This is a genomic window from Streptomyces sp. NPDC018693 (genome assembly GCF_044391385.1).
Lineage (GTDB): Bacteria > Actinomycetota > Actinomycetes > Streptomycetales > Streptomycetaceae > Streptomyces.
Window position 1 is genome coordinate 143,769 of record NZ_JBIRZZ010000003.1, and the last position, 23,119, is coordinate 166,887.

The 23,119-nt window shown below is 70.5% G+C and carries 21 protein-coding genes and 1 tRNA gene; 14 read left to right on the forward strand and 8 right to left on the reverse strand.

Translation table 11 applies throughout. The features are described 5' to 3' along the window. The first annotated feature begins 128 nt into the window (after nucleotides 1-128). The 3 genes from ACH5AC_RS08990 to ACH5AC_RS09000 are packed head-to-tail and all read left to right on the forward strand — an operon-like array spanning nucleotide 129 to nucleotide 3,028. The gene (locus ACH5AC_RS08990) at nucleotides 129-881 is read left to right on the forward strand and encodes an MBL fold metallo-hydrolase (protein WP_398861052.1); all 753 of its coding nucleotides are present in this window, start codon (nucleotides 129-131) and stop codon (nucleotides 879-881) included. A 54-nt stretch (nucleotides 882-935) separates the two neighbouring features. Further along, nucleotides 936-2,246 (forward strand): nodulation protein NfeD, encoded by a 1,311-nt coding sequence (locus tag ACH5AC_RS08995; protein WP_398861053.1) that lies wholly within the window; start codon nucleotides 936-938, stop codon nucleotides 2,244-2,246. Further along, nucleotides 2,243-3,028 carry a slipin family protein gene (locus ACH5AC_RS09000; RefSeq protein WP_398861054.1) on the forward strand — a complete coding sequence of 262 codons (786 nt, stop codon included), beginning with the start codon at nucleotides 2,243-2,245 and terminating at the stop codon, nucleotides 3,026-3,028. Before ACH5AC_RS08995 ends, ACH5AC_RS09000 begins: the two co-directional genes overlap by 4 nt. An 18-nt stretch (nucleotides 3,029-3,046) precedes the next feature. Here ACH5AC_RS09000 and ACH5AC_RS09005 read toward each other — a convergent pair whose 3' ends face one another. Both ACH5AC_RS09005 and ACH5AC_RS09010 read right to left on the reverse strand, forming a co-directional pair. Beyond that, a complete protein-coding gene (locus tag ACH5AC_RS09005) occupies nucleotides 3,047-4,294 on the reverse strand; it encodes a PTS transporter subunit EIIC (RefSeq protein WP_398861055.1) in 1,248 nt (415 codons plus the stop codon). Nucleotides 4,295-4,445: 151 nt separating this feature from the next. Then, nucleotides 4,446-5,732 carry a PTS transporter subunit EIIC gene (locus ACH5AC_RS09010; protein WP_398861056.1) on the reverse strand — a complete coding sequence of 429 codons (1,287 nt, stop codon included), beginning with the start codon at nucleotides 5,730-5,732 and terminating at the stop codon, nucleotides 4,446-4,448. Between the two features lie 69 nt (nucleotides 5,733-5,801). On the opposite strand from ACH5AC_RS09010, the gene ACH5AC_RS09015 reads away from it, so the two are divergent. The 4 genes from ACH5AC_RS09015 (at nucleotide 5,802) to rdgB (ending at nucleotide 8,096) form a co-directional block, all read left to right on the forward strand. Continuing rightward, complete coding sequence (locus ACH5AC_RS09015) at nucleotides 5,802-6,137, forward strand: glucose PTS transporter subunit EIIB (RefSeq protein WP_398861057.1); 336 nt, start codon at nucleotides 5,802-5,804, stop codon at nucleotides 6,135-6,137. A 78-nt stretch (nucleotides 6,138-6,215) separates the two neighbouring features. Beyond that, on the forward strand, nucleotides 6,216-6,953 hold the full coding sequence (gene rph, locus ACH5AC_RS09020) for a ribonuclease PH (RefSeq protein ID WP_398861058.1): 738 nt from the start codon (nucleotides 6,216-6,218) through the stop codon (nucleotides 6,951-6,953). Between the two features lie 112 nt (nucleotides 6,954-7,065). Beyond that, nucleotides 7,066-7,473 carry a hypothetical protein gene (locus ACH5AC_RS09025; protein ID WP_398861059.1) on the forward strand — a complete coding sequence of 136 codons (408 nt, stop codon included), beginning with the start codon at nucleotides 7,066-7,068 and terminating at the stop codon, nucleotides 7,471-7,473. Nucleotides 7,474-7,493: 20 nt separating this feature from the next. Then, nucleotides 7,494-8,096, forward strand: coding sequence for an RdgB/HAM1 family non-canonical purine NTP pyrophosphatase (rdgB, locus tag ACH5AC_RS09030; protein WP_398861060.1), 603 nt, complete (start codon nucleotides 7,494-7,496; stop codon nucleotides 8,094-8,096). Between the two features lie 131 nt (nucleotides 8,097-8,227). Here the strand turns inward: rdgB and ACH5AC_RS09035 are convergent, their stop codons facing one another. Both ACH5AC_RS09035 and ACH5AC_RS09040 read right to left on the reverse strand, forming a co-directional pair. Further along, a complete protein-coding gene (locus ACH5AC_RS09035) occupies nucleotides 8,228-10,429 on the reverse strand; it encodes a trypsin-like serine protease (protein ID WP_398861061.1) in 2,202 nt (733 codons plus the stop codon). Between the two features lie 47 nt (nucleotides 10,430-10,476). Further along, complete coding sequence (locus tag ACH5AC_RS09040) at nucleotides 10,477-11,004, reverse strand: hypothetical protein (RefSeq protein WP_398861062.1); 528 nt, start codon at nucleotides 11,002-11,004, stop codon at nucleotides 10,477-10,479. 392 nt (nucleotides 11,005-11,396) lie between these two features. Here ACH5AC_RS09040 and ACH5AC_RS09045 point away from each other — a divergent pair, with 392 nt between their 5' ends. Both ACH5AC_RS09045 and ACH5AC_RS09050 read left to right on the forward strand, forming a co-directional pair. Next, nucleotides 11,397-14,831 (forward strand): ALF repeat-containing protein, encoded by a 3,435-nt coding sequence (locus ACH5AC_RS09045; protein WP_398861063.1) that lies wholly within the window; start codon nucleotides 11,397-11,399, stop codon nucleotides 14,829-14,831. Nucleotides 14,832-14,937: 106 nt separating this feature from the next. After that, a complete protein-coding gene (locus tag ACH5AC_RS09050) occupies nucleotides 14,938-15,327 on the forward strand; it encodes a hypothetical protein (protein WP_398861064.1) in 390 nt (129 codons plus the stop codon). 7 nt (nucleotides 15,328-15,334) lie between these two features. On the opposite strand, the gene ACH5AC_RS09055 is transcribed toward ACH5AC_RS09050, so the two are convergent. From ACH5AC_RS09055 to bcp, 3 genes are all read right to left on the reverse strand, one after another. Beyond that, nucleotides 15,335-15,419 (reverse strand) — tRNA-Leu (locus tag ACH5AC_RS09055). After that, nucleotides 15,402-15,773, reverse strand: coding sequence for an HNH endonuclease signature motif containing protein (locus ACH5AC_RS09060; RefSeq protein ID WP_398861065.1), 372 nt, complete (start codon nucleotides 15,771-15,773; stop codon nucleotides 15,402-15,404). The genes ACH5AC_RS09055 and ACH5AC_RS09060 overlap by 18 nt, the downstream gene beginning before the upstream one ends. 651 nt (nucleotides 15,774-16,424) lie before the next feature. Beyond that, nucleotides 16,425-16,892 carry a thioredoxin-dependent thiol peroxidase gene (gene bcp / locus ACH5AC_RS09065; RefSeq protein WP_398861066.1) on the reverse strand — a complete coding sequence of 156 codons (468 nt, stop codon included), beginning with the start codon at nucleotides 16,890-16,892 and terminating at the stop codon, nucleotides 16,425-16,427. Nucleotides 16,893-16,996: 104 nt separating this feature from the next. Between bcp and ACH5AC_RS09070 the strand changes: the two genes are divergently transcribed. Continuing rightward, a complete protein-coding gene (locus tag ACH5AC_RS09070) occupies nucleotides 16,997-17,326 on the forward strand; it encodes a DUF3618 domain-containing protein (protein WP_398861067.1) in 330 nt (109 codons plus the stop codon). A 43-nt stretch (nucleotides 17,327-17,369) separates the two neighbouring features. After that, nucleotides 17,370-17,729 (forward strand): GroES family chaperonin, encoded by a 360-nt coding sequence (locus ACH5AC_RS09075; protein WP_398861068.1) that lies wholly within the window; start codon nucleotides 17,370-17,372, stop codon nucleotides 17,727-17,729. A 56-nt stretch (nucleotides 17,730-17,785) separates the two neighbouring features. Here the strand turns inward: ACH5AC_RS09075 and ACH5AC_RS09080 are convergent, their stop codons facing one another. Next, the gene (locus ACH5AC_RS09080) at nucleotides 17,786-20,212 is read right to left on the reverse strand and encodes a transglycosylase domain-containing protein (protein ID WP_398861069.1); all 2,427 of its coding nucleotides are present in this window, start codon (nucleotides 20,210-20,212) and stop codon (nucleotides 17,786-17,788) included. 222 nt (nucleotides 20,213-20,434) lie between these two features. Between ACH5AC_RS09080 and ACH5AC_RS09085 the strand changes: the two genes are divergently transcribed. The 3 genes from ACH5AC_RS09085 (at nucleotide 20,435) to ACH5AC_RS09095 (ending at nucleotide 23,096) form a co-directional block, all read left to right on the forward strand. Then, the gene (locus tag ACH5AC_RS09085) at nucleotides 20,435-21,235 is read left to right on the forward strand and encodes an ABC transporter permease (protein WP_398861070.1); all 801 of its coding nucleotides are present in this window, start codon (nucleotides 20,435-20,437) and stop codon (nucleotides 21,233-21,235) included. Nucleotides 21,236-21,359: 124 nt separating this feature from the next. Beyond that, entirely contained in the window at nucleotides 21,360-22,124 is a 765-nt protein-coding gene (locus ACH5AC_RS09090) for an ABC transporter permease (RefSeq protein WP_398861616.1), read from the forward strand. A gap of 6 nt (nucleotides 22,125-22,130) precedes the next feature. Further along, a complete protein-coding gene (locus ACH5AC_RS09095; protein WP_398861071.1) occupies nucleotides 22,131-23,096 on the forward strand; it encodes an ATP-binding cassette domain-containing protein in 966 nt (321 codons plus the stop codon). Nucleotides 23,097-23,119 lie beyond the last annotated feature (23 nt).

The following is a 23,119-nucleotide window of genomic DNA, read 5'->3' on the forward strand; positions in this document are numbered from 1 at the left end:
ACAGGTGAGTTCGCCCACAACAGCCCCTGGCGGAGGAGCGACCAAAGGTTTTGCGCCTTACGCTCGACGCACCGCACGACCCCCGTGACCCTCACTCGACGTTTCCCGCCAGCGGAGGTTTCTGTTTCATGAAGCTCACCGTCGTCGGCTGCTCGGGGTCGTTCCCGTCCGCGGAATCGGCCTGCTCGAGCTACCTCGTCGAGGCCGACGGCTTCCGGCTGCTTCTCGACATGGGCAACGGCGCCCTGGGCGAGCTGCAGCGCCACTGCGGTCTCTACGACCTCGACGCGATCTTCCTGAGCCATCTGCACGCCGACCACTGCATCGACATGTGCGCGTACTTCGTCGCGCGCTACTACCGCCACGACGGCGGCCGGTGCGCCCCCCTGCCGGTCTACGGCCCGGAAGGCACCGAACACCGCCTGACCACGGCCTACGCCGACACCCCCTCAGCCTCCTCCATGAGCGAGGTCTTCGACTTCCACACGGTCAAGCCGTCCACCTTCGAGATCGGCCCGTTCACGGTGCACACGGAGCGCGTCGCCCACCCGGTGGAGGCGTACGGCATCCGGATCGAGCACGGCGGCCGGACACTGACCTACTCCGGTGACACCGGCGTGACCCCCGCCCTGGACGAACTCGCCCGCGACAGCGATCTGTTCCTGTGCGAGGCGGCGTTCACCCACGGCAAGGAGGACATCCCCGACCTGCACCTCAACGGCCGTGAGGCGGGCCAGACGGCGGCCCGCGCGGGCGCCCGCCGCCTGGTCCTCACCCACATCCCGCCGTGGACCGACCCCCAGGTCAACCTCGCGGACGCGCGCGCGGTGTACGACGGCCCGGTGGAGCTGGCGGCGCCGAGGACGTCGTACGAGATCTGAGCACCGGATCTGAGCACCGGATCTGAGTAAGGGCCCTCGGGGTACTCGGCACGAGTGCCCGTTCGTCGTCGCCTTCTCGCGGGGGCCGTACTGGCCGCTGTCACGTGGCTGGGGGGCGGCGCCTGGGCGCAGGACGCGGAGCCGACCGTCCTGGCGACCCGGCTCGACGACACCATCACGCCGGTGACCAGCGACCATCTGCGCGAAGGGGTACGTACCGCGGAACGCGACGGGCACGCCGCGTACCTGGTGGAGATGGACACGCCCGGCGGGCTGCTGACCTCGACCCGGGAGATCGTCCAGGAGTTCCTCGGCGCGGACGTCCCCGTCGTCGTGTATGTGGCGCCCTCCGGGGCGCGCGCCGCCTCCGCCGGGGCCTACATCGGGATGTCCGCCCATGTGCTCGCCATGGCTCCCGGGACCCACATCGGCGCCGGGACGCCCGTGACCGGGGAGGGCGAGAAGGCGAGCGACAAGGTCGTCAACGACGCGGCCGCCTTCGCGGTGTCCATCGCCGAGCGGCGCGGCCGCAGCGTGACCTTCGCCGAGGACATGGTCCGCGAGGGCGTCTCGGTCTCCGACCGGGAGGCGCTGCGCACGGACGTGGCCGATGTCGGCGCCGACACCCGCGAGGACCTGCTCGACGCGATCGACGGGCGCAAGGTGACGCTCGCGTCCGGCCAGGAGGTCACCCTGCGCACGGCCGGCGCCGAGGTCGTCGGGCACGACCTGGGCTTCCTCGGCGAGGTACGGCAGTTGCTGGCCAGCCCCGAACTGGCCTTCCTCTTCCTCTCCATCGGCACCCTCGCCGTCCTCTACGAACTCGCCGCGCCCGGCATCGGCTTCGCCGGGATCGCCGGGAGCCTGCTGCTGATCCTCGGGTTCATCTCGCTGAGCGTGCTGCCCGTCAACTGGGGCGGGGTGCTTCTGCTGCTCCTGGCCGCCGCCCTGTTCGCGGCGGAGGTGATCACCCCGGGCGTCGGGGTGTTCGCGGCCGGGGGGACGGTCAGTCTGCTGCTGGCCGGGGTGTTCATGTTCCGCGGCGATGTGGGTGTCGACCCGGCCGTGCTGTGGCCGACCGCGGTGGTCGTGGGCGCGGGCGCCCTGCTGGCCGGCCGGCTGGCCTGGCGGGCCCGGCGCGCTCCGCCCGCCGGCGGGGAGGAGGCGTTCGTGGGGCGGGAGGCCGTCGTGCACCGGGTCGAGGGCGACGGCGGCCAGGTGTTCCTGGACGGCGCCTGGTGGACCGTACGCAGCCATGACGCGTCGCGTCTCGCCGAGGGGGACGCGGTACGGGTCGTGGGCCAGGACGGGCTCACCCTCGTCGTGACAAGGACCGATGAGACCAGTGAAGAGGACTCGCCATGAACTCCGCAGTCACCGCCATCGTCGTCGCCGTCGCGGTCGTGCTTCTGCTCCTGCTGATGGCCGTCAAGATCGTCCCCGAGTACGAGCGAGGGGTGGTGTTCCGCCTCGGGCGCATCATCGGCGCCAAAGGGCCCGGGCTGTTCGTGATCATCCCGTTCGTGGACCGGCTGGTCCGGGTCTCGCTGCGCACGGTCACCATGGACATCCCGCCGCAGGACGTCATCACCAAGGACAACGTCACGGTCCGGGTGAACGCCGTGACCTACTTCAACGTCGTCGACCCCAACCGTTCCGTCGTCGCGATCGAGGACCACGTCAAGGGCACCTCGCAGATCGCCCAGACCACCCTGCGCAGCATCCTCGGCCAGGTCGACCTCGACGAGCTGCTGGTGAACCGGGACGAGATCAACCAGCGGCTCCAGCGGATCATCGACGAGGTCACCAACCCGTGGGGCGTGAAGGTCACCCTCGTCGAGGTCAAGGACGTCGAACTGCCGGAGGCCATGCGGCGGGCGATGGCCCGGCAGGCGGAGTCCGAGCGGGACCGGAGGGCCAAGGTCATCCACGCGAAGGGCGAGTACGAGGCCGCCGAGACGCTGAGCGACGCGGCCGAGCGGCTGGAGGGCCACCCGGCCGCGCTGCATCTGCGGATCCTGTCGACGATGGCGGAGATCTCCTCGGAGCGGAACTCGACGCTGATCTTCCCGCTGCCGATGGAGATCCTCCGCCTGGTCGACGCGCTGCGGCCGGAGGTCGAGCAGCGGCTGCGCTCCGCGCAGTGACCGCCGCCCGACCGGGGCTCACGCCTTGGTGAGGTCCTCGACCTCCTCATCGGGCTCGCGGCCCGGGGTGGGGAGGTTGAACTTGGTGATGGCGAAGCGGAAGACGACGTAGTAGACCGCTCCGAAGGCCAGGCCGATCGGGATGATCAGCCAGGGCTTGGTCGCCAGGTTCCAGTTCAGCGCGTAGTCGATGAAGCCCGCGGAGAAGGTGAAGCCCGTGTGGACGCCGAGCGCCCAGGTGACGGCCATCGAGATCGCGGTCAGCACCGCGTGGATCGCGTACAGCAGCGGCGCGATGAACATGAACGAGAACTCGATCGGCTCGGTCACACCGGTCACGAAGGAGGTGAGGGCGAGCGAGATCATCATGCCCATCACGGCCTTGCGGCGCTCGGGGCGGGCGGCGTGTGCGATGGCGAGCGCGGCGGCGGGAAGGCCGAACATCATGATCGGGAAGAAGCCGGACATGAACTGACCCGCGTCCGGGTCGCCCGCGAAGAAGCGGTTGAGGTCACCGTGGACGACCTCGCCGGCCGCGTTGGTGAAGTCGCCGAGCTGGAACCAGGAGACGGTGTTCACGAACTGGTGCATGCCGACCGGGATCAGCGCGCGGTTGATGAGACCGAACAGACCCGCGCCGAAGGCACCGAGGCCCGTCATCCACTCGCCGAAGTCGGAGATGACCTCACCGACCGGCTCCCAGACAAGGCCGAAGAAGACACCCATGACCGTGCCGACGAAGGCCATGATGATCGGCACCAGACGGCGGCCGTTGAAGAAGCCGAGCCAGTCCACCAGCTTGGTGCGATGGAAGCGCTGCCAGAGCACGGCGGCCAGCAGACCCATCACGATGCCGCCGAGGACACCGGGGTTGTTGTACGTCGCGGCTATGTCCTGGCCGGCCTGGACCTTGGCCTCGGTGACCGGGAACGCCTTCAGGACGTTGCTGTAGACCAGGAAGCCGACCAGGGCGGCCAGCGCGGTGGAGCCGTCCGCCTTCTTGGCGAAGCCGATCGCGACACCGATGCAGAACAGCAGCGGCAGGTTGTCGAAGATGGCGCCACCGGCCGTGGCGAACACCGCCGTGACCTTGTCGGGCAGGTTCAGCTTGTCTTGGACGTCCTGCTGGCCGAACCGAAGCAGAATGCCCGCCGCCGGCAGTACGGCGATGGGGAGCTGCAGGCTGCGGCCGACCTTCTGCAGGCCCTGGAACAGGCCGGATCCCCACTTCTTCGTGGGGGCCGCCGATGCGGTGGCGGTGCTCATGGTTGTCCTCCATCGGTGGTGGTCTACACCACTCAGTGGTGTAGACCTGTTGTAGCACGATGGGGGCGATATAAGGAACCCGTCAGAATCGCAACCGGAACGCTACGGTCGGTGCCTGCTCGAGCCCGGTGACGCTCGAGCCCGGTGACGCTCAAGCCCTGGTGACGTCCTCGTGCTCCTCCTCCGGCTCACGTCCCGGCGTCTTCAGGTCGAACTTCGTGATGGCGACCCGGAAGATCACGTAATAGAGGAGGGCGAAGCCCAGGCCGATCGGGACGATCGCCCACGGCCGCGTCGCCAGGTTCCAGTTGATGATGTAGTCGATGAGCCCGGCCGAGAAGCTGAACCCGTCGTGGACGCCCAGCGCCCATGTCACCGCCATCGACACGCCCGTCAGCACCGCGTGCACCGCGTACAGCGCGGGCGCGATGAAGAGGAACGAGTACTCGATCGGCTCGGTGATGCCGGTCACGAACGACGTCAGCGCCACCGACAGCATCAGCCCGCCGACCTCCTTGCGCCGCTCCGGCCGCGCGCAGTGCGTGATCGCGAGGGCGGCCGCGGGGAGCGCGAACATCATGATCGGGAAGAAGCCCGAAAGGAACTGCCCCGCGTCCGGGTCACCGGCCAGGAACATGTTGATGTCGCCGTGCACCTCCTCGCCGTCCGGCTTGGTGTACGTGCCGAACTGGAACCACATGGGCACGTTCAGGAACTGGTGCAGCCCGACCACCAGCAGCGCCCGGTTCGCGACGCCGAAGATGCCCGCGCCCCAGGCCCCCGCGTCGCTCAGCCAGTCGCTGAAGTCCTCCAGCGCGTCACCGACCGGCGGCCAGATCCACAGGCACAGCGCCGCGAAGGCGATGGCGACGAACGCCATGATGATCGGGACGAGACGCCGCCCGTTGAAGAAGCCGAGCCAGTCCACCAGCTTCGTACGGTGGTAACGCGCCCAGAAGAAGGCCGCGAGCAGACCCATCACGATGCCGCCGAAGACCCCGGGGTTCTGGTAGGAGAACGGGGTCACCGCCCCGTCCGCCGCCTGGCAGCCGGTGTTGAGCGCGGTCGCCCCCTCCGCACAGTCCTCGGGAAACTGGTGCAGCACGTTGTAGTAGACGAGGAAGCCCGCGACCGCCGCGAGCGCCGTGGAGCCGTCCGACTTCCGCGCCATGCCGATCGCGACGCCTACGCAGAACAGCAGCGGCAGCCCGAGCGAGCCGTCCAGCAGGGCGCCGCCCGCCCCGCTCATCACCTTGGAGACGTCGCCCCAGCCGAGCCCGTCCTCCCCGAACACGTCCGGCTGCCCGAGCCGGTTGAGGATGCCCGCGGCCGGCAGGACGGCGATCGGCAGCTGGAGACTGCGGCCCATCTTCTGCAGACCCTGGAAGAGGGTGTGCCACCGCGCCCGTACGGGGCTGACCGCACTCTCGCTACTCATGGCATCCTCTGGTGTAGACCAGTTGCGGGCGGTCCCGCTGTTGTGACGCCATCATTCGGTACGCATGGCATGACTGCTCGCAAAGCTGGGCCAACTGTGGGTACTGCGACAAAGCAGTCACCCTCAGGGAATCCAGGCACATCGGCAACTCAGGCAACTCAGGGAGACGGAATGGCCAGCAAGGCTGAGAAGATCGTCGCCGGGCTCGGCGGCATCGACAACATCGAGGAGATCGAGGGCTGCATCACCCGCCTGCGCACCGAGGTCTCCGACGCGAGCCTGGTCGACGAGGCCGCCCTGAAGGCCGCCGGCGCCCACGGCGTCGTGAAGATGGGCACCGCCATCCAGGTCGTCATCGGCACCGACGCCGACCCGATCGCCGCGGAGATCGAAGACATGATGTGAGCCCACCCCGCTCACCCGTAAGGGGCTTCTCCCACCGCGGGAGGAGCCCCTTCGGCGGCTACGGCTAGGCTCAGCGGCATGTCTCGAATCGACGGCCGCACCCCCGAACAGCTCCGCCCGGTCACCATCGAGCGTGGCTGGAGCAAGCACGCCGAGGGCTCCGTCCTCGTCTCCTTCGGCGATACGAAGGTCCTCTGCACCGCCTCCGTCACCGAGGGCGTCCCCCGCTGGCGCAAGGGCAGCGGCGAGGGCTGGGTCACCGCGGAGTACTCCATGCTGCCCCGCGCCACCAACACCCGCGGCGACCGCGAGTCCGTCAGGGGCCGCATCGGCGGCCGTACGCACGAGATCTCCCGCCTCATCGGCCGCTCCCTGCGCGCCGTCATCGACTACAAGGCGCTCGGCGAGAACACCATCGTCCTCGACTGCGACGTCCTCCAGGCCGACGGCGGCACCCGCACCGCGGCCATCACCGGCGCGTACGTCGCCCTCGCCGACGCCGTCTCCTGGGCGCAGGGCAGGAAGCTGATCAAGGCCGGCCGCCAGCCGCTCACCGGCACCGTGTCGGCGGTCTCGGTCGGCATCGTCGGCGGTGTCCCGCTGCTCGACCTCTGCTACGAGGAGGACGTGCGCGCCGAGACCGACATGAACGTCGTCTGCACCGGCGACGGCCGCTTCGTCGAGGTCCAGGGCACCGCCGAGGCCGAGCCGTTCGCCCGCGAGGAGCTGAACTCCCTGCTGGACCTGGCGGTTTCGGGCTGCGCGGAATTGACTGCCGTGCAGCGGGCCGCCCTTGATACCGTCCTGGAAAAGTAAAAGGCACGCCAAGACGGGCGGCGGGCACGGGCAACCCCGCCGCCCGCCGCCGCGTCTTGGGCAGTACACGAAAGGGTCCGAGGGGACCCGACACAGGGGAGGACACAGCACCATGGCCGCGAGCCGACGACGCCGAGGTCGCCGTACCGCCATCGCCGCCGCCGTGGCGGCCGTCACGCTGACCGCCGGGTTCGCCACCACCGGCTGCGACGCCGTCAGCAAGGCGCTGGACTGCGTACAGACCGCCGACGCCATAGCCGACAGCGTCACCGACCTGCAGCAGGCCGTGGAGAACGCCTCCAACGACCCCACGCAGCTGGAGGAGTCGCTGACCTCCATCGACCGGAACCTCGACGAGATCGGGGACAAGACGGACAACGCCGACGTCAGCAAGGCGGTGGACGACCTGTCCAAGGCCGTGGACAACGTCCGCACGGCGGTGAACAACGGCGACACCACACCCGACCTCGGTCCGGTGGTGGACGCGGCGGGCGAACTGACCAAGGTCTGCACACCGTAGTTCCCGACTACTGTGCGGGCATGACCCGCTTGATTCTCGCCACCCGTAACGCCGGAAAGATCACCGAGCTGAGGGCGATCCTCGCCGACGCCGGACTGCGGCACGAACTCGTGGGGGCGGACGCCTACCCCGACGTCCCCGACGTCAAGGAGACCGGCGTCACCTTCGCCGAGAACGCGCTGCTGAAGGCCCACGCGCTGGCCCGGGCGACCGGGCTCCCGGCGGTCGCGGACGACTCCGGGCTGTGCGTCGACGTACTGGGCGGCGCGCCCGGCATCTTCTCCGCCCGCTGGGCGGGCCGGCACGGCGACGACCGGGCCAACCTGGAGCTGCTGCTCGCCCAGCTCGCCGACATCGACGACGCCCACCGCGGCGCCCACTTCGCCTGCGCGGCGGCACTCGCCCTGCCCGACGGGCGGGAGCGGGTGGTCGAGGGCAGGCTGCCGGGCACGCTGCGGCACAGCCCCGTGGGCAGCCACGGCTTCGGCTACGACCCGATCCTCCAGCCCGACGGGGACACCAGGACCTGCGCGGAACTGACCCCCGAGGAGAAGAACGCCATCAGCCACCGCGGCAAGGCGTTCCGGGCGCTCGTACCGGTCGTACGGGAGTTGCTGGGCTGACCGGCACCGGAAACGGCCGACCGGAAACGGCTGACCGGAAACGGCTGACCGGAAACGGTTGAAACCGGCACCGGAAGAGCAGGAAGCCCTCGGGGACCGGACGGTCCGCCGAGGGCTTCTCGCTGTGTCGCCTAACGCGCCGCGTAACCGAAGCGCGCGCCCGCGGCGGGCAGACCGCCGGTGCCGGGCTGGTACGTGGTGACCGGGGCCACCGTGCCGCCGGCCGTCACGTTGGACAGCGGCAGGGCGTACAGGGTGCCGTACGAGGACGGGCCGTAGGCCATGCCGACGTAGAGGCGCGTGCCGGTGAAGTGGATGCTGTGGCCCAGGCGCTGGCTGGTACCGGGCGTGCCCGGGATGCCGTCGCCGTCGCCGACCTCCAGCCAGCGGTCGTTGTCACCGCGGGCGCCCAGCAGCGAGAAGGTGTGCACGGCGCCCGCGTCGGCGGCCGAACCGAGGTCCTCACCCGGAATGCCGACGGCCATCTTCAGCGTCGCGGTGGTGCTCACCGAGCGCGGCCTGGTGTTGACGGCGGTGATCGTCGAGCCGAAGCGGTCGCTCGTCTCGGCCGTGCCGGACACGTCGTCCGTGCTGGTGCCCGAGTGGTAGGTGCTGGTCATGGTGTAGGTGCCCGCGGCGGTGACACGGAAGGCGTGGACCATGCCCGCGTCGGCCCGGTTGGTCCCGTCGATCGTCAGGTCCTCACCCGGCGAACCGACCATCAGGATCGAGTCCGTGGCCGCGGCCGCGCCCGACGGGCGGTACGCCACCAGGGCGAGCGAGTCACCGAACAGGTCACTGGCCTCGGCGCCGCCGGAGACCGTCTGCTGGTCCTGGTCCAGACCGAACACCGCGGTCGGGCGGCCCTCGGAGTTCAGGGTGTGCCGGAAGACCTGCACATTGCCCGCGTCCGCGTCGCCCCCGATGTCGTCGCGCGGAGCGGAGACGGCGATGAAGTTGGCGTCGGCGGCGACGGCGCTGCCGTACTGGTCGCCCGCCTCCGCGCCGCCCGGAACGCCCGTGCTGTCCTGGTGGAAGGCGATGTTGGTGCTGCCGTGGACGTAGTACGCCGAGCCCGCCTTGGCGAGCGAGCCGAGGGACTCGCCGGGCGCGCCGATCACGATGAACGGCTCACCGGCGGCGGTGACGCCGGCCGCGACGGACTGACCCGTACGGTCGCTGGTCTCGGGGGTCGAAGCCTTCAGGGAGCCGTTGCCCGCGCCCTGCTCGTACACGGTCGCCTTGACGGCGCCGGTGCCGAGGCCGCCGGGCGCGCCGTACAGCAGCTGCACGGAACCGGCGTCCGCGACGGAGCCGAGGTCCTCGGACGGGATGCCGACGACCAGGTCGGTGCAGCCGTCCTGGTCGTAGTCGACGGTGTCGAGGTCCTCACCGAACCAGTCGTTGGCCTCGGAGACGCCGGGCACCCAGTCGAGGTCCTGGTCGATCTGGGCGGTGCCCTTGCCGCCGCCGTAGACCACGCGGACCAGACCGGCGCCCGAGTCGCCGCCCACGGTGGCGGCCGGGTCGGCGATCGCCACGTCCTCGACGCCGTCGCAGTTGAAGTCGGTCTGACGCACCGCGTCGACCTTGGAGGCCACCCAGGAGGACAGGTCGTCGACGCGGGCGGTGATGCCGCCGGTGCGGGTCTCGGCGGCGTCGATGCCGAAGCAACCGCCCTGGAAGGAACGGCTGTTGAGGGCGACCAGCTGCTTCCCGGCGTTCAGCACGGGGCCGCCGGTGTCACCCATGCATGCGGCCGCGCCGTTCTTGCCGGTGACCGTGGCCGTGGTGGCGTCGGTCGCGTCGACCGTGTACACGCCGGTGTGCAGCTTCAGCGGCGCCCACTCGGTCTTCGTACGGCCGTATCCGGCGAAGGTCAGCTCCTGCGCGGCGGCGGGCGCCGCGGTGGCCAGGGCGACGGGGGCGACGTTGGTGACCGGACGGTTCAGCCGGGCCAGGACCACATCGCGGTCGGTACGGGGGACGAGCTCGATGACCTGGCGGACGGCGCCGTCGGTGCCGGTCAGGTCGGAGCGGCCGATGGTGGCGGTCGTCCGCAGCGCCGGCTTGCCGGCGGGCACCGCGAGCGAGACGGCCGGGTCGTCGGCGAAGCAACTGGCGGCGGTGAGCAGCCACTCGGGGTCGACGAGGACGCCGGAGCAGCCGTGGTTGTAGTCGTCGCCGACGATGATCTGGGCACTGGCGGCGAAGGTGGCGTCTGCCACGGGCGTGCCGGTGACGGCGGACGCGGGCGCGGCGCACAGCGCGATCGGACCCGCGAGCAGGGCCGTGGCCAGCGCGGCGAGGCGCACGTGTCTGGTGTGTCGCATGACGTGATTCCTTGGGCTTGAGGTCTGCCGGGCCTGGGTGACAGGCCCTACTTGCTGGTCCGGATCTCCACGAGCATGAACTCGCGGCCCTGCTCGTCCGCGCTCTCCCCGACCGGCGTCCAGCTGTTCTTGGCGACGTCGAAGCTCTTCTCCTCGGCGCCGGTCGTCATGTCGACCTGCGTCGAGTAGTCGTTGCCGCGCACGCCGTAGACCGACGGGATCTCCAGCGTCAGCCAGCCGGAGTTGCCGGTGACCTGGAAGCAGACCTTGTCCCTGCTGCGGGCCCAGATCTCCAGCTGACCGGTGCCGGCCACGCAGTCGGCGAGCGTGATGTGACCGTCGCCGCGCTTGAGGACGATGTTCTTCTCCGCGAGGATCTTGTCGGCCTGCGGGTAGTCGAAGTTCTCCACGGCGTATCCGGGGGCCTCGTCGGCGACGGCCTCGACGGAGGTTCCGCCGCTCTGCGCGCCGCCGGCCATCACGAGCCACGCCAGGGCACCGGCCGCCGCGGCGGTGCCCAGCGCGCGCCCGACAAGGCGCCTCGGTCTTGCCGCAATTGTGCTACGTGCCTTCATCGCAGTCCTCTTCGCGTCCTCTTCTGAAACAAGTGGGAAGGCTACGGGGCCGTAATCATCGAATTGGAAAGAAAGTCCCCCTCAGAAATGCACGGCTAGTTCCGCAGCCTCCCGCATATAAGTGCGGGACTCCGACCCCTGTCCACCGGAGGTAACGCAGAAAAACGGGCGAAGAGGCATCTTGGATCGTGAGCCGCATCACATCTGAAAAGGGTTGTACGAACTCACGTGAAGGGCTTGTAAAGGAAAGGCGGAGCTTCTGGAACTTAACTTCCGGGTAATGCGGCGCGAATTTGTGTCGGTCGGATACTGTCCCTTCGCCTGATTGCCGGACAGGCAAGAACAGGCACAGGACTGGCAGATTTCCCATCGCCGATACAGGGGCACATTCGTTGAACACCACGTACTGGAGCAGACGGCGGATCCTCACCGTCGCCGCCGCCACCACGGCTGCCGCGGCACTCCCCCTCGCCGGCACCGCGCGCGTCTTCGCCGCCACCACCGCCGACGACATACCCACCTCCCCCTCCCTCCCCGACACCCCACGCGGCAGGGCCGTGTCCGCGTGGAAGGCGGGCGGCCGGGCGGTGCGCAAGGCAGCGGCGGCGGCGCTCACGGGCACCCCGGCCGACCTCGACGCGTTCGTCGCCACCGGACTGCCCGCCGCCGTAGCGGAGGACAACCGCGTCGCCCTCCTCAAGGCCCTCGCCGCCTCCGGCAAGGGCGCCGCGACCGCCATCACCACCGCACTGAGCGGCGGCGACGAGGCCATCGCCGCCTTCCTCGCCGGCGGCTACCAGAGCTCACAGCTGGAGGACCTCCGCGTCCTCACCCTCACCCTGAAGAACCAGGGCGAGACCAGCGTCCGGGCCGCCGCCGACACCGCCCTCACCGACGGGTCGCACGACGCGCTGATGAAGTTCGTCACCCAGACCCAGTTCACCGCCCGCCTCGACGACGAACGGGCCGAGGTCCTCAAGATCCTCAACACCGCCTCACCCGAGGTCGCGCTCTACGCCCAACGCGCCCTCGACCAGGGAACGGCCGGCGCCATCCACTGGTTCCTGGAGGTCGGACAGCACATCGCGCGCGCCCGCGACCAGGAGAGCGCGACCATCGACCAGCTCGTCGCCGTCGTCGAACGCGAGGGCAGGCGCGCCCAGCTGACGACCGAACAGGCGAAGGCCGAGTCGGAGAAGGCCCAGACGGCCGCCGCCAAGGCCAAGGAAGCGGCCGAGGAGGCCGCCGCCGAGGCCCAGGCCGCGCAGAACGACGTGGAGAAGTCCGGCCGCGCCGCCCGCAAGGCCGCCGGCGCCGCCAAGGGCGCCGCGCAGGCCGCCCGCACCGCCATCTCCGCCTCCCACGCCGCCCAGTCCGCGGCCCGCCGCGCCGCCTGGGCCGCCAACGCCGCGTCGGCCGCCGCCGCGAACGCCGCCCACGCCGCCTCCGCCGCCTACAAGGCCGCCATCGCCGCCTCCAAGGACGCCTCCAAGGCCCAGGCGGCCAAGGACGCGGCCGTCGGCGCCCGCAACGCGGCCGCGAAGGCCCGTACGGCAGCGGCGGCGGCCGACCACGCCGCGACCGCCGCCAACCAGGCCAAGGTCGCCGGCGGCGCCGCCGCCTCGGCAGCCCGCAACGCGGCCTCCGCCGCGAACTCCGCCGCCGCGGCCGCCACCGCCTCCGGAGTCGCCCAGGCGGAGGCCGCCGCGGCCCGCGCCGCCGCCGCCGAGGCGGACGCCGCCGCGGCCCGCGCCACCAGCGCGGCCAACGCCGCCGCGTCCCTCGCCGCCACCGCCGCCACCGCGGCAGCGGCGGCCCGCGACGCCGCCAACTCCGCCGCCGCCCACGCCGAGAAGGCCGCCGACGCCGCCGATGAGGCCGCCAAGTACGCCGGCCAGGCCATCGACCACGCCAACCGCTCCACCGCCTACGCCGCCGACGCCAAGGCCGCCGCCGACGCCGCCGTGAAGGCCGTCACGGACGCCCAGGCCGTCGAACAGCAGGCCCGCGAGGCGGAACTCGCGAAGATCGACCAGCACACCCAGGAGGGCGTGGACCAGGCCCGCCGACTCGCCGCCCTGCAACAGCAGGACGTCGAGGCCGCCCGCCACAAGCTCACCCAGCAGCAGGCGCTGGACACCGAGACCCGCGACCTCATCGCCCAGGCCGAGAGCGCGCTCGCCGCCGGGGACCGCGCGACCGCCGTCACCGCCGGCCGCCGGGCCTGCGTCAACCTGCTCGCCTCCAACGGGACCTGGACCCGCGAGGCCGCCGAGTTCGCCCTCGCCGGCGACGACGAGACCGTCCTCAACTGGGTCGACGCCGACCGGGCCATCGCCCAGCGCACGGACGACCGCGAAACCGTCCTCTACATCGCCCAGATCTCCACCGCCAACGTGGCCGCGGCGGCCCAGCAGGCCCTCGAATCCACTGACCCCGGCGCCCCGTCCGCCTTCCTCACCGGCGGAATGATCCAGGCGGCCAAGGACGACAACACCGTCGCGATCTTCAGAATCCTCGGCAAGAAGCCCGGCCCCGCCGTGAAGCGGGCCGCCGAGAACGCCCTCGCCGACGGCTCCGCCCAGGCCGTCCACGACTTCTTCGCCACCAAGTACGCGGCGGCCCAGCAGGAGGACGACCAGGTCGCCGTCCTCTCCGTCCTCTCCACCGCCGGCCCCTACACCAAGATGGCGGCCAACGTGGCCCTGGAGGGCCCGGACTGGATGCTCCGGGACTTCCTCACCACCGTCCACCCCCGCATGGTGCAGCTCGACGCCGACGCCGCCGCGCACATCGCCGCCATCCGCGCCACCCTCGCCCACGCCGCGAAGGTCGCCCAGGACGCGCAGACCGCCGCCGCCGAGGCGTCCAAGGCGGCCGCCGAGGCACGGCAGGCCGCGGACGACGCGCAGAAGTGGGCCGACGCCGCCTACCAGTCCGCCCAGAAGGCATCCGAGTACGCGGCGCAGGCCGACGCCAACGCCGACGCCGCGGAGAAGTCCGCACAGGACGCGGCGGCGTCGGCGGCGACCGCGAAGAGCGCCGCCCTGGCCGCCCGCGGCGCCGCCCGCCGCGCCAACTACTCCGCCAACCGGGCCACCGCGGCGGCGAGCGCGGCCGTGATCTCCGCCAACAACGCGCAGGCGTCCGCGAACGCCGCCCGCGCCTCGGCCATCCAGGCCGGCCAGGACGCCAAGGCCGCCTCACTGGCAGCCGCCGAGGCCAAGCAGATCGAACTCGACAAGCGCAAGGCCGAGCAGGAGGCCGCGGCGCGGGCGGCGGCCGAGGCGGCCCGCAAGGCCAAGCAGGAGGGCGTCGACCCCTCCGACACCGCCGACAGCGACAAGGTGGACAAGCCCGGCACCTTCCTCGGCGGCACCAAGGACGACTGGCGGGAGGTCGCCAACGTCCTGTCCGCCGTCTCCACCATCAGCGGCGGCGTCGCGGCCGCCTCCCTCCTCATCCCCCCGCCCCTCGGCGAGGCGATCGCCGGAGTCGCCGGCTCCATCTCCCTCATCACCGGTGTCGCCGGCGCCGTCATCACCGGCTTCACCGACGGCTGGACCTCCGGCGCCTTCCTCCAGTCCGCGGCCGGCGTCGCCATCGGCGTCCTCACCGGCGGTGTCCCCTTCACCAAGTTCGGCGGGGTCTCCGGAATCATCGACTGGGGCGTCGACGGTCTGCGCTCCGCGCCCGTCATCGCCGCGCGCCTCCAGCAGGAGGTGCTGGCCCCGGCCATCGGCGTGTTCACCACCAAGTGGGACGACGCGAAGGACACCGTCACCGACACCGTCAGTGACGCCTGGCACGCGCTGACCCCGTGGTAGCCGACTCGTGGTAAAAGGCCGGTGATACGATCCGGGACGGAATGCGGAATGCACAATTCCACAAACGGCACACCCCACCCGTATTCCGTCCCGGAAGGGCCCGCCGATGTTCCTCTCCTTGCCGACCTACGCCTGGTTCGCGATAGCCGCCGCCACCACCCCGCTGCACATCGCCGTGATGCGCTGGGCCATGCCGACCCCAAAAGGCAAGAAAAGCGTCTCTTTCATCCCCGCCGTCCTGGGCGCAACCCTCCTCCTCTACGCCCTGGCGAAAAGCTACTCCCTCGCCGTCACCCTTTACCTCTACACCGCGATCCTGCTCATGTTCGTCATCATGATCGCCCCCGTGAAGAAGTGGGTGGCCGCCGACATCCTCAGACAGGAACAAAACCCCGACATCAAGGTGAAACTCCACACCCCGTCCCTGCTGTGGATCACCTTCTCGATGATCGTCAGCATGGGGGTGGTGGTCGGGGTGTGGATGTCCAACACCTGACAGTGTGTGCGGTCGGTGGGACTCGAACCCACACGGGATTGCTCCCACGGGCACCTAAAACCCGCGCGTATCGCCTATTTCGCCACGACCGCCCCAAATCGGACATCCGGCTTACCGGCGCCGCTCGGTGCCCACAGTGTACGGGGGCCATCGACCTTCGCGCGCCCGACCTTCTTACGGCACCATGTGCTGGTCAGGGCATGGCAGTTCGGGCAGAGGTACCGCAGGTTCCCGACGCGGTTGTCCAGCCAGTCGCCGTTGATGTGGTCGATCTGCAGCGTGATCGCCTGTCCGAGCCATTCGCCGCGGTTACCGCAGGATGTGCACTGATACGGCACACCCAGCTGCTGAAGCGCCGCGTGCAGCCGCTCCCGGTTCGGGCGTGCCGAACCCGGGGGCAGGACCACCAGCGTCCTTGCGGCGAACGCGGCGGTGATTGGTGTCATTCACTTCGAGGTCCAGCGCCCGCATGACGTCGGCGTAACCTGTGGCCTCCCGTACGGCGAGGCGCAGACGCTGCTCCGGAAGGGAGATGCGGCTGTGGGAAAAATGCGACGTGTCGATCCGCCGCTCCTTGAATGCGCGCCCGAGCGCTGTCCGGGCCCGGCCGTCGTCCGGGATCCCCAGGGTTCTGGCGGCGGCTCGGATGCTGTCGGCCGACGCGGCGGCGGCTCGCAACTCCTCGTCCGTGAACGGCAGATCGAGGCTGCCGCGACCTATTCCCGCGAAGTGGCTGATGTCGATACCTGCCGTCTCGATACGGCGGCGGATGTGTGTGAGCGTGCCGGTCGAGGGAGTGGCGCCGAGCTCCAGTCGCCACCTCACGCAAAGTGGTGGACGAGGCGACCGCCTTCGCGATGGCCTCGTCCGAGTAGGTGAGCCAGGGGCTGCGATGCTTGAAGTGGCTGGTGTCGATGCCGTGAGCGGCGACCCATTGCTGAAGCACTCGCCGCTGCCCGCCGCTGGGCTTCAGGCCCAGCCGACGCATGAGTTCGTCCAGGACCGTGACTGGCCCACAGCGGCCGTCAATGTGTCGCGATCGTAGGCCGTCCTGCCGCCCATGCCCCACGCCTGGCCCGTCGGAGCGGGAGAGGGTGTCAGATGCCCAGGTCCTTGATGATCTTGGCTACGTGGCCTGTCGCGCGCACGTTGTACAGGGCGCGTTCCACCTTGCCGGTCTCGTCGACGACGACCGTGGAGCGGATGACGCCGACGTACGTCTTGCCGTAGTTCTTCTTCTCGCCCCAGGCGCCGTACGCCTCCAGGACCTTCTTGTCCTCGTCCGCCAGGAGGGTGACCTTGAGGTCCTCCTTCTCGCGGAACTTCGCGAGCTTCTCGGGCTTGTCGGGGGAGATGCCGATCACGTCGTACCCGGCGCCGGCCAGCAGTTCCAGGTTGTCCGTGAAGTCGCACGCCTGCTTGGTGCAGCCGGGGGTCAGGGCGGCCGGGTAGAAGTAGACGATGACCTTGCGGCCCTTGTGGTCGGCGAGGGACACCTCGCCGCCGTCGGCGTCGGGCAGGGTGAAGGCGGGGGCCACATCCCCGGGCTGCAGTCGTTCGCTCATGCATCGAGCGTAACCGGGGGTCCTGACAGTGCGGGCGCCCCCGGAGCTGACAGACTGTCCGCAGCAGCACCACAGCAGCATCAGTCGACTTCGGAGGCCGTACGGTGGCGGACACGTCGGACACCAGAACCCCGGCGCAGATCGAGGCGGACATCAAGCGCCGCCGCGAAGTGCTGGCCGATACGCTCGACGAGATCGGGGTGCGGGTGCACCCGCAGACCATCGTCACAGATGCCAAGGCCAAGGTCGTCGCCAACATCGACCACACCCTCGGCCGGGCATATGTGCAGGTCAACCGGGTCGTGAGCGACGTCAGGGCGCAGTTCACCGACGAGGAGGGCGCGCCCCGCATGGAGCGCATCGTGCCCGTCGCCCTCGTCGCGGTCGGGGTGGTGGGGCTGCTCGTGCTGAGCGGCCGCCGGCGCAAGGGCTGACCCGGTCGCGGACGGCCGCGTCGAAGGCAGGTAGGTTCGAGGTGTGAGCGCCAACAGAAACGAGCACAGCACCCCCCATCAGGACAAGCTGCCCATCCGGATGCTGCACGACCGTGTACTCGTGCGGCAGGACACCTCCGAGGGCGAGCGGCGTTCCGGCGGCGGCATCCTGATCCCCGCCACGGCGGCCGTCGGCCGTCGGCTGGCGTGGGCCGAGGTCGTGGCGGTGGGGCAGAACGTACGGACCGTGGAGCCCGGCGACCGGGTCCTGTACGACCCGGAGGACCGGGCCGAGGTCGAGGTGCGCGGGGTCGCGTACGTGCTGATGCGTGAGCGCGATCTGCACGCGGTGGCGGCCGACCGCTTCGAGGGGTCGGAGGACTCCACCGGGCTGTACCTGTAGACCTACGGTCGAAGGGGCTGGTGACCATCGTCACCAGCCCCTTCCGCTTGCCCCTGTCAGGTCACCTCGCGGCGCCCGCTCAGCTGCGTGTCCGGTCCGCCCGTGCCCGCGCCGCCGCCGATCGCGCCGCCCGGCACCCCGCCGCTGGTCGTGGAGCCGGACGTGCTGTCCCCGGTCGTGCCGCCCGACGTCGTGTCCCCGGTCGTGCCGCCCGTGGTGGTGTCCCCGGTGGTGCCGCCCGTGGTCGTGTCGCCGGTGGTGCCCCCGGTGGTGCCGCCGGACGCCGTACCGCCCGTCGTCGTACCACCCGAGGTCGTGCCGCCGGAGGCCGTGCCGCCGCCGGTCTGGCCCTGCGAGGCGCCCCGCGAGTCCTGGCCCTGCGTGTCCCGGCCGTCCGTGGACGGGTCGTCGCCGCCCTGGTCGCCGCCGGTGCCGCCGTCCTGCGAGGGCGTGCCGCTGGGCACCTCGACCACGACGTCGGCGCCCTCCTGGAGCTCCAGGTCGAAGTCGGTGACCGGGGTGTCCTTCAGGGCCTCCTTGGTGAACTGCGCCCAGATGTCCGTGGGCGCCCCGCCACCGTTCATCCGGGGCAGCCCCAACGCGCCGTACAGCTTCTTGTGCTCGGCCGTGACCGGGTCCTGGCCCATGACGGCGACGACGGTCGCCAGCTCCGGCGTGTAGCCGGCGAACCAGGCCGCCATGTCCTCCTCCGCCGTGCCGGTCTTGCCGGCGGCCGGGCGGCCGGCGGCCAGCGCGGCGGTCGCGGTGCCCTTCTCCACGACGCTCCGCAGGACCGCCGTGGTGGTGTCGGCCGCCTCCCGGCTGATGGCCTGCGTGGCCTTCTGCTCCGGCAGCGTCACCTCGACGCCGTCCTTGGTGACCTTGTCGATCATCGTGTACGTGCCGTGCTTGCCGTGGTTGGCGAGCGTCGCGTACGCCTCCGCCATGTCGAGCACGCTGGCGTTGGCCACGCCCAGCGCGATCGACGGGTACGGGTGCATCTCGGGCGTGTCGGCGGGCAGGCCGAGCGCGACCGCGGTCTGCTTGACCTTCTCCGGGCCGACGTCCACCGCCATCTGCGCGTACACCGAGTTCACGGACTTGTCGGTGGCGGTGCGCACGGTGATGTTGCCGTACGACACGTCGTCCTCGTTCGCCGGGTCGTAGCCGCCGCTCCAGCCCTGCACCGGGCGCCTGTTGGTGCCGTCGTACACCGTGTTCGGGGTGATCGGGCGGCCGTCCTGGGTGGTGGAGCCGTTCTCCACCGCCGAGGTGAACACGAACGGCTTGAAGGTGGAGCCGACCTGGAAGTCCCGGCGGGTGGCGTTGTTCGTGTACTGCTTGATGTAGTCGATGCCGCCGTACATCGCGACGACATGCCCGGTCTTCGGGTCGACGGAGGCGCCGCCCGCGCGGACGTACGTGTCGACCTTGCGGTTCTTCTTGTCCAGCTTGGCCATCAGCTGGTCGTTCACCGCGTCGACGAAGGCGTCCTGCTTGTCCTTCTGCAGGGTGGTGGTGATGCGGTAGCCGCCCGCGGCCAGCGACTCCTCGTCGACGATGTCGTGCTTGATGAGGTAGCCGCGGATCGCCTGCACGATGTAGCCGCGCTGCCCGGACATACCGGTGTCGGCGGCGCTCTCCTCACGCGGCGTCGGAAACTTCGCCGCGTCGCGCTGCGACTTCTCCAGCCAGCCCTCCTTCACCATGCCGTCCAGGACGTAGTTCCAGCGGGCCTCGGCGGCCTTGCGGTTCTCCGGGTTGGCGACCACGTCGTACTCGCTGGGCGCGTTCAGCAGCGCGGCCAGGTAGGCGCCCTGGGCGGCGGTCAGTTCGGCGGCGTCGACGCCGTAGTACGCCTGCGCGGCGGCCTGGATGCCGTAGGCGTTGCGGCCGAAGTAGCTGGTGTTGAGGTAGCCCTCCAGGATGTTGTCCTTGCTCTGCTCCTGGTCCAGCTTGATCGAGATGAAGAACTCCTTCACCTTGCGGGTGACGGTCTGCTCCTGGGCCAGGTAGTAGTTCTTCACGTACTGCTGGGTGATCGTCGAGCCGGACTGCTTGCCCTTGCCCAGCGCGGTGTTCCAGCCGGCCCGCACCATCGCCTTCGGGTCGATGGCGGACTCGCTGTAGAAGTCGCGGTCCTCGGCGGCCAGCACCGCGTACCGGGCGTCCTTGGAGATCTGGGCGAGGGTGACGTTCTCCCGGTTGACCTGCCCGTCGCGGGCGATCTCGGTGCCGTCCGCGTACAGGTACAGGTTGGACTGCTTGGTGGCGAGCGCGTTGGCCGGCGGGATCTTCACCATCGAGTAGCCGAGGAAGAACAGCCCGATCAGCAGCAGCACACCGACGAGGAAGGTGCCGAGCACCATCCGCCAGGTGGGGATCAGCCGGCGCCAGCCGGTCCGCTTCGGCCGCTTGGGCTTCTTGGTCCCGCCGCCGCCCGGATCCTCGGTCGGCTGCTGCGGCTGCGGCTCGTCACTCATGTGCTGCACGGACTCCTGTTTCGCGTCGTACGTTCCCGTACGCCTCGTACGCCTTGTACGGCTGGTTGCGTCCCCCTCGTTGAAGACTCTCGCACCGGGCGATCCGTTCCCGGCAATCGGCGCGCGTTCGTATCGAAAACGCGTGGCGTGCGCCTGCTCGCGCGGACTAAGGTCCTTCGCTTCGGTACGCGCACGGGTGAGGGATCCAGGAAGGTGGTCGCCGTGGGATCGGCGCGGTTGTACGCGGCCGTCGTCGCGGGGGGATTCAGAAGGTACGCGACGTATCGGGTGGCCACCGCCGCCGGGGTGTTCACCAACACGGTTTTCGGCCTGATCCTGGTGTACACGTATCTGGCGTTGTGGGACGAGAAACCCCACCTCGGGGGCTACGACCAGGCGCAGGCCGTCACCTTCGTGTGGCTCGGCCAGGCGCTGTACGCGACCCTGGCGATCCAGGGCGGAGGCTTCGAGAACGAGCTGATCGAGCGCATCCGAACGGGTGGTGTGGCGATCGACCTGTACCGGCCTGCCGACCTCCAGCTGTGGTGGCTGGCGAACGACGTCGGGCGGGCGTCGTTCCAGTTGCTCGGCCGGGGGGTCGTCCCCTTCGTCTTCGGATGGCTGGTCTTCCCCACGGCCCTCCCCGACGACCCGCTGGTCTGGCTGGCCTTCCTGGTCGCCCTCGCCCTCGCGATGATCGTCAGCTTCGCGATCCGCTACCTGGTGGCGCTGAGCGCCTTCTGGCTGATGGACGGCACGGGCGCGCTCCAGGTGCTGATGGTCACCGGCATCTTCTGCTCGGGCATGACCCTGCCGCTGAACGTGTTCCCCGGCCTGCTCGGCGACGTCGTACGGACCCTGCCCTGGGCGGCGCAGCTCCAGATGCCCGCCGACCTGCTGATGGGCGAGGCCGACCCGCTGCCGGTCTTCGCGTTCCAGACGGTGTGGGCGGTGGTGCTGCTGGCGACGGGACGGCTGGTGCAGTCGGCGGCGACGCGGCGGGTGGTGGTCCAGGGTGGGTGAGCGCGATGACTTGGTGGAGGGGCGCCTGGCGGAGGGGCGTCTGGTGGAGGTGCGCCTGGCGGACGGTCGTCCGGGGCAGGGCCGTCTGGCCGAGGGGCTGCGGGCCTACGGGTTGATCTCCGCGATGTGGATCCGCTCCACGCTGGCCTACCGGGCGTCCTTCCTGATGACCGCGCTGGGCGGGCTGCTGGTCACCGGCCTGGACTTTGTCGCGATCCTGCTGATGTTCTCGCAGGTCGACTCGCTCGGCGGCTGGACGCTGCCCGAGGTGGCCTTCCTCTACGGGGTCTCCGCGACCTCCTTCGGCATCGCCGACCTCGCCCTGGGCTCGGCGGGCCGGCTGGGCAGCCGGGTGCGCGACGGCACCCTCGACACCCTGCTGGTGCGGCCCGCCCCGGTGCTCGCCCAGGTGGCCGCCGACCGCTTCGCGCTGCGCCGCGTCAGCCGGATCACCCAGGGCGTGCTGGTCCTCGGCTACGCGCTGCTCGCCCTCGACGTCGACTGGACGCCGGCCAAGGCGCTGCTGGTGCCGGTGATGCTGCTGAGCGGCGCTGTGATCTTCTCCTCGCTGCTGGTGGCGGGGGCCGCCTTCCAGTTCGTCACGCAGGACGCGGCGGAGGTGCAGAGCGCCTTCACCTACGGCGGCCAGACGCTGCTGCAGTACCCGCCGACCGTGTTCGGCAAGGACCTGGTGCGCGGGGTGACCTTCCTGCTCCCGCTGGCCTTCGTCAACTGGGTGCCGGCCGCGTACGTCCTCGGGCGGCCGTACCCGCTGGGGCTGCCGGAGCAGATGGCGTTCGCGTCGCCGCTGGTGGCGGTGGTGTGCTGCGCGCTGGCGGGCCTGGCGTGGCGGGCGGGGCTCAGGTCGTATCGGAGTACCGGGAGTTGATGAGACATGGGTGAGGCGTTCATCGAGCTGGCGGGCGTCGAGAAGGTGTTCGAGGTCCGTAAGAAGACCGGCTTCCTGAAACGGGAACGCCGGACGGTACGAGCGGTCGACGCGCTCTCCTTCTCCGTCACGCGCGGCGAGATGGTGGGCTACATCGGCCCGAACGGCGCCGGCAAGTCGACCACGATCAAGATGCTGACCGGGATCCTCACCCCGAGCGGCGGCCGGCTGCGCGTCGCCGGCATCGACCCGTCCCGCGAACGGACGCGCCTCGCACATCGCATCGGTGTGGTCTTCGGGCAGCGTACGACCCTGTGGTGGGACCTGCCGCTGATCGACTCCTACCGGCTGATGCACCGCATGTACCGCATCCCGGACGCGCGCTACCGGCAGAACCTGGACCGGCTCGTCGAACTCCTCGACCTGGCCGACCTGTTGGACGTACCGGTGCGGCAGCTGTCACTCGGCCAGCGGATGCGCGGCGACATCGCGGCGGCCCTGCTGCACGACCCCGAGGTGCTGTACCTCGACGAGCCGACGATCGGACTGGACGTCATCTCCAAGGCCAGAGTGCGCGAATTCCTCCGGGAACTGAACACCGAACGCGGCACCACGGTGCTGCTCACCACCCACGACCTCCAGGACATCGAGCAGCTCTGCTCCCGCGTGATGGTCATCGACCACGGCCGCCTCATGTACGACGGCCCGCTGGCCGGCCTCCACGAGGCGGGCGACAGCGAGCGGATCCTCGTCGTCGACCTGGAGCGGGAGCTGCCGCCCGTCGAGGCGCCGCCCGCGCGGGTCGTGAAGGTCGACGGGCCCCGGCAGTGGCTGGCCTTCCCGGCGGCCGAGTCGGCGGCGCCGCTGGTGGCGCGGATCGCGGCGGAGTATCCGCTGGTGGACCTGTCGGTGCGGGAGCCGGACATCGAGACGGTGATCGCGAAGATGTACGCGGGGGCGGCGGTCTCGTAGCCGCGGTGCGGGTCGGCTCGTAG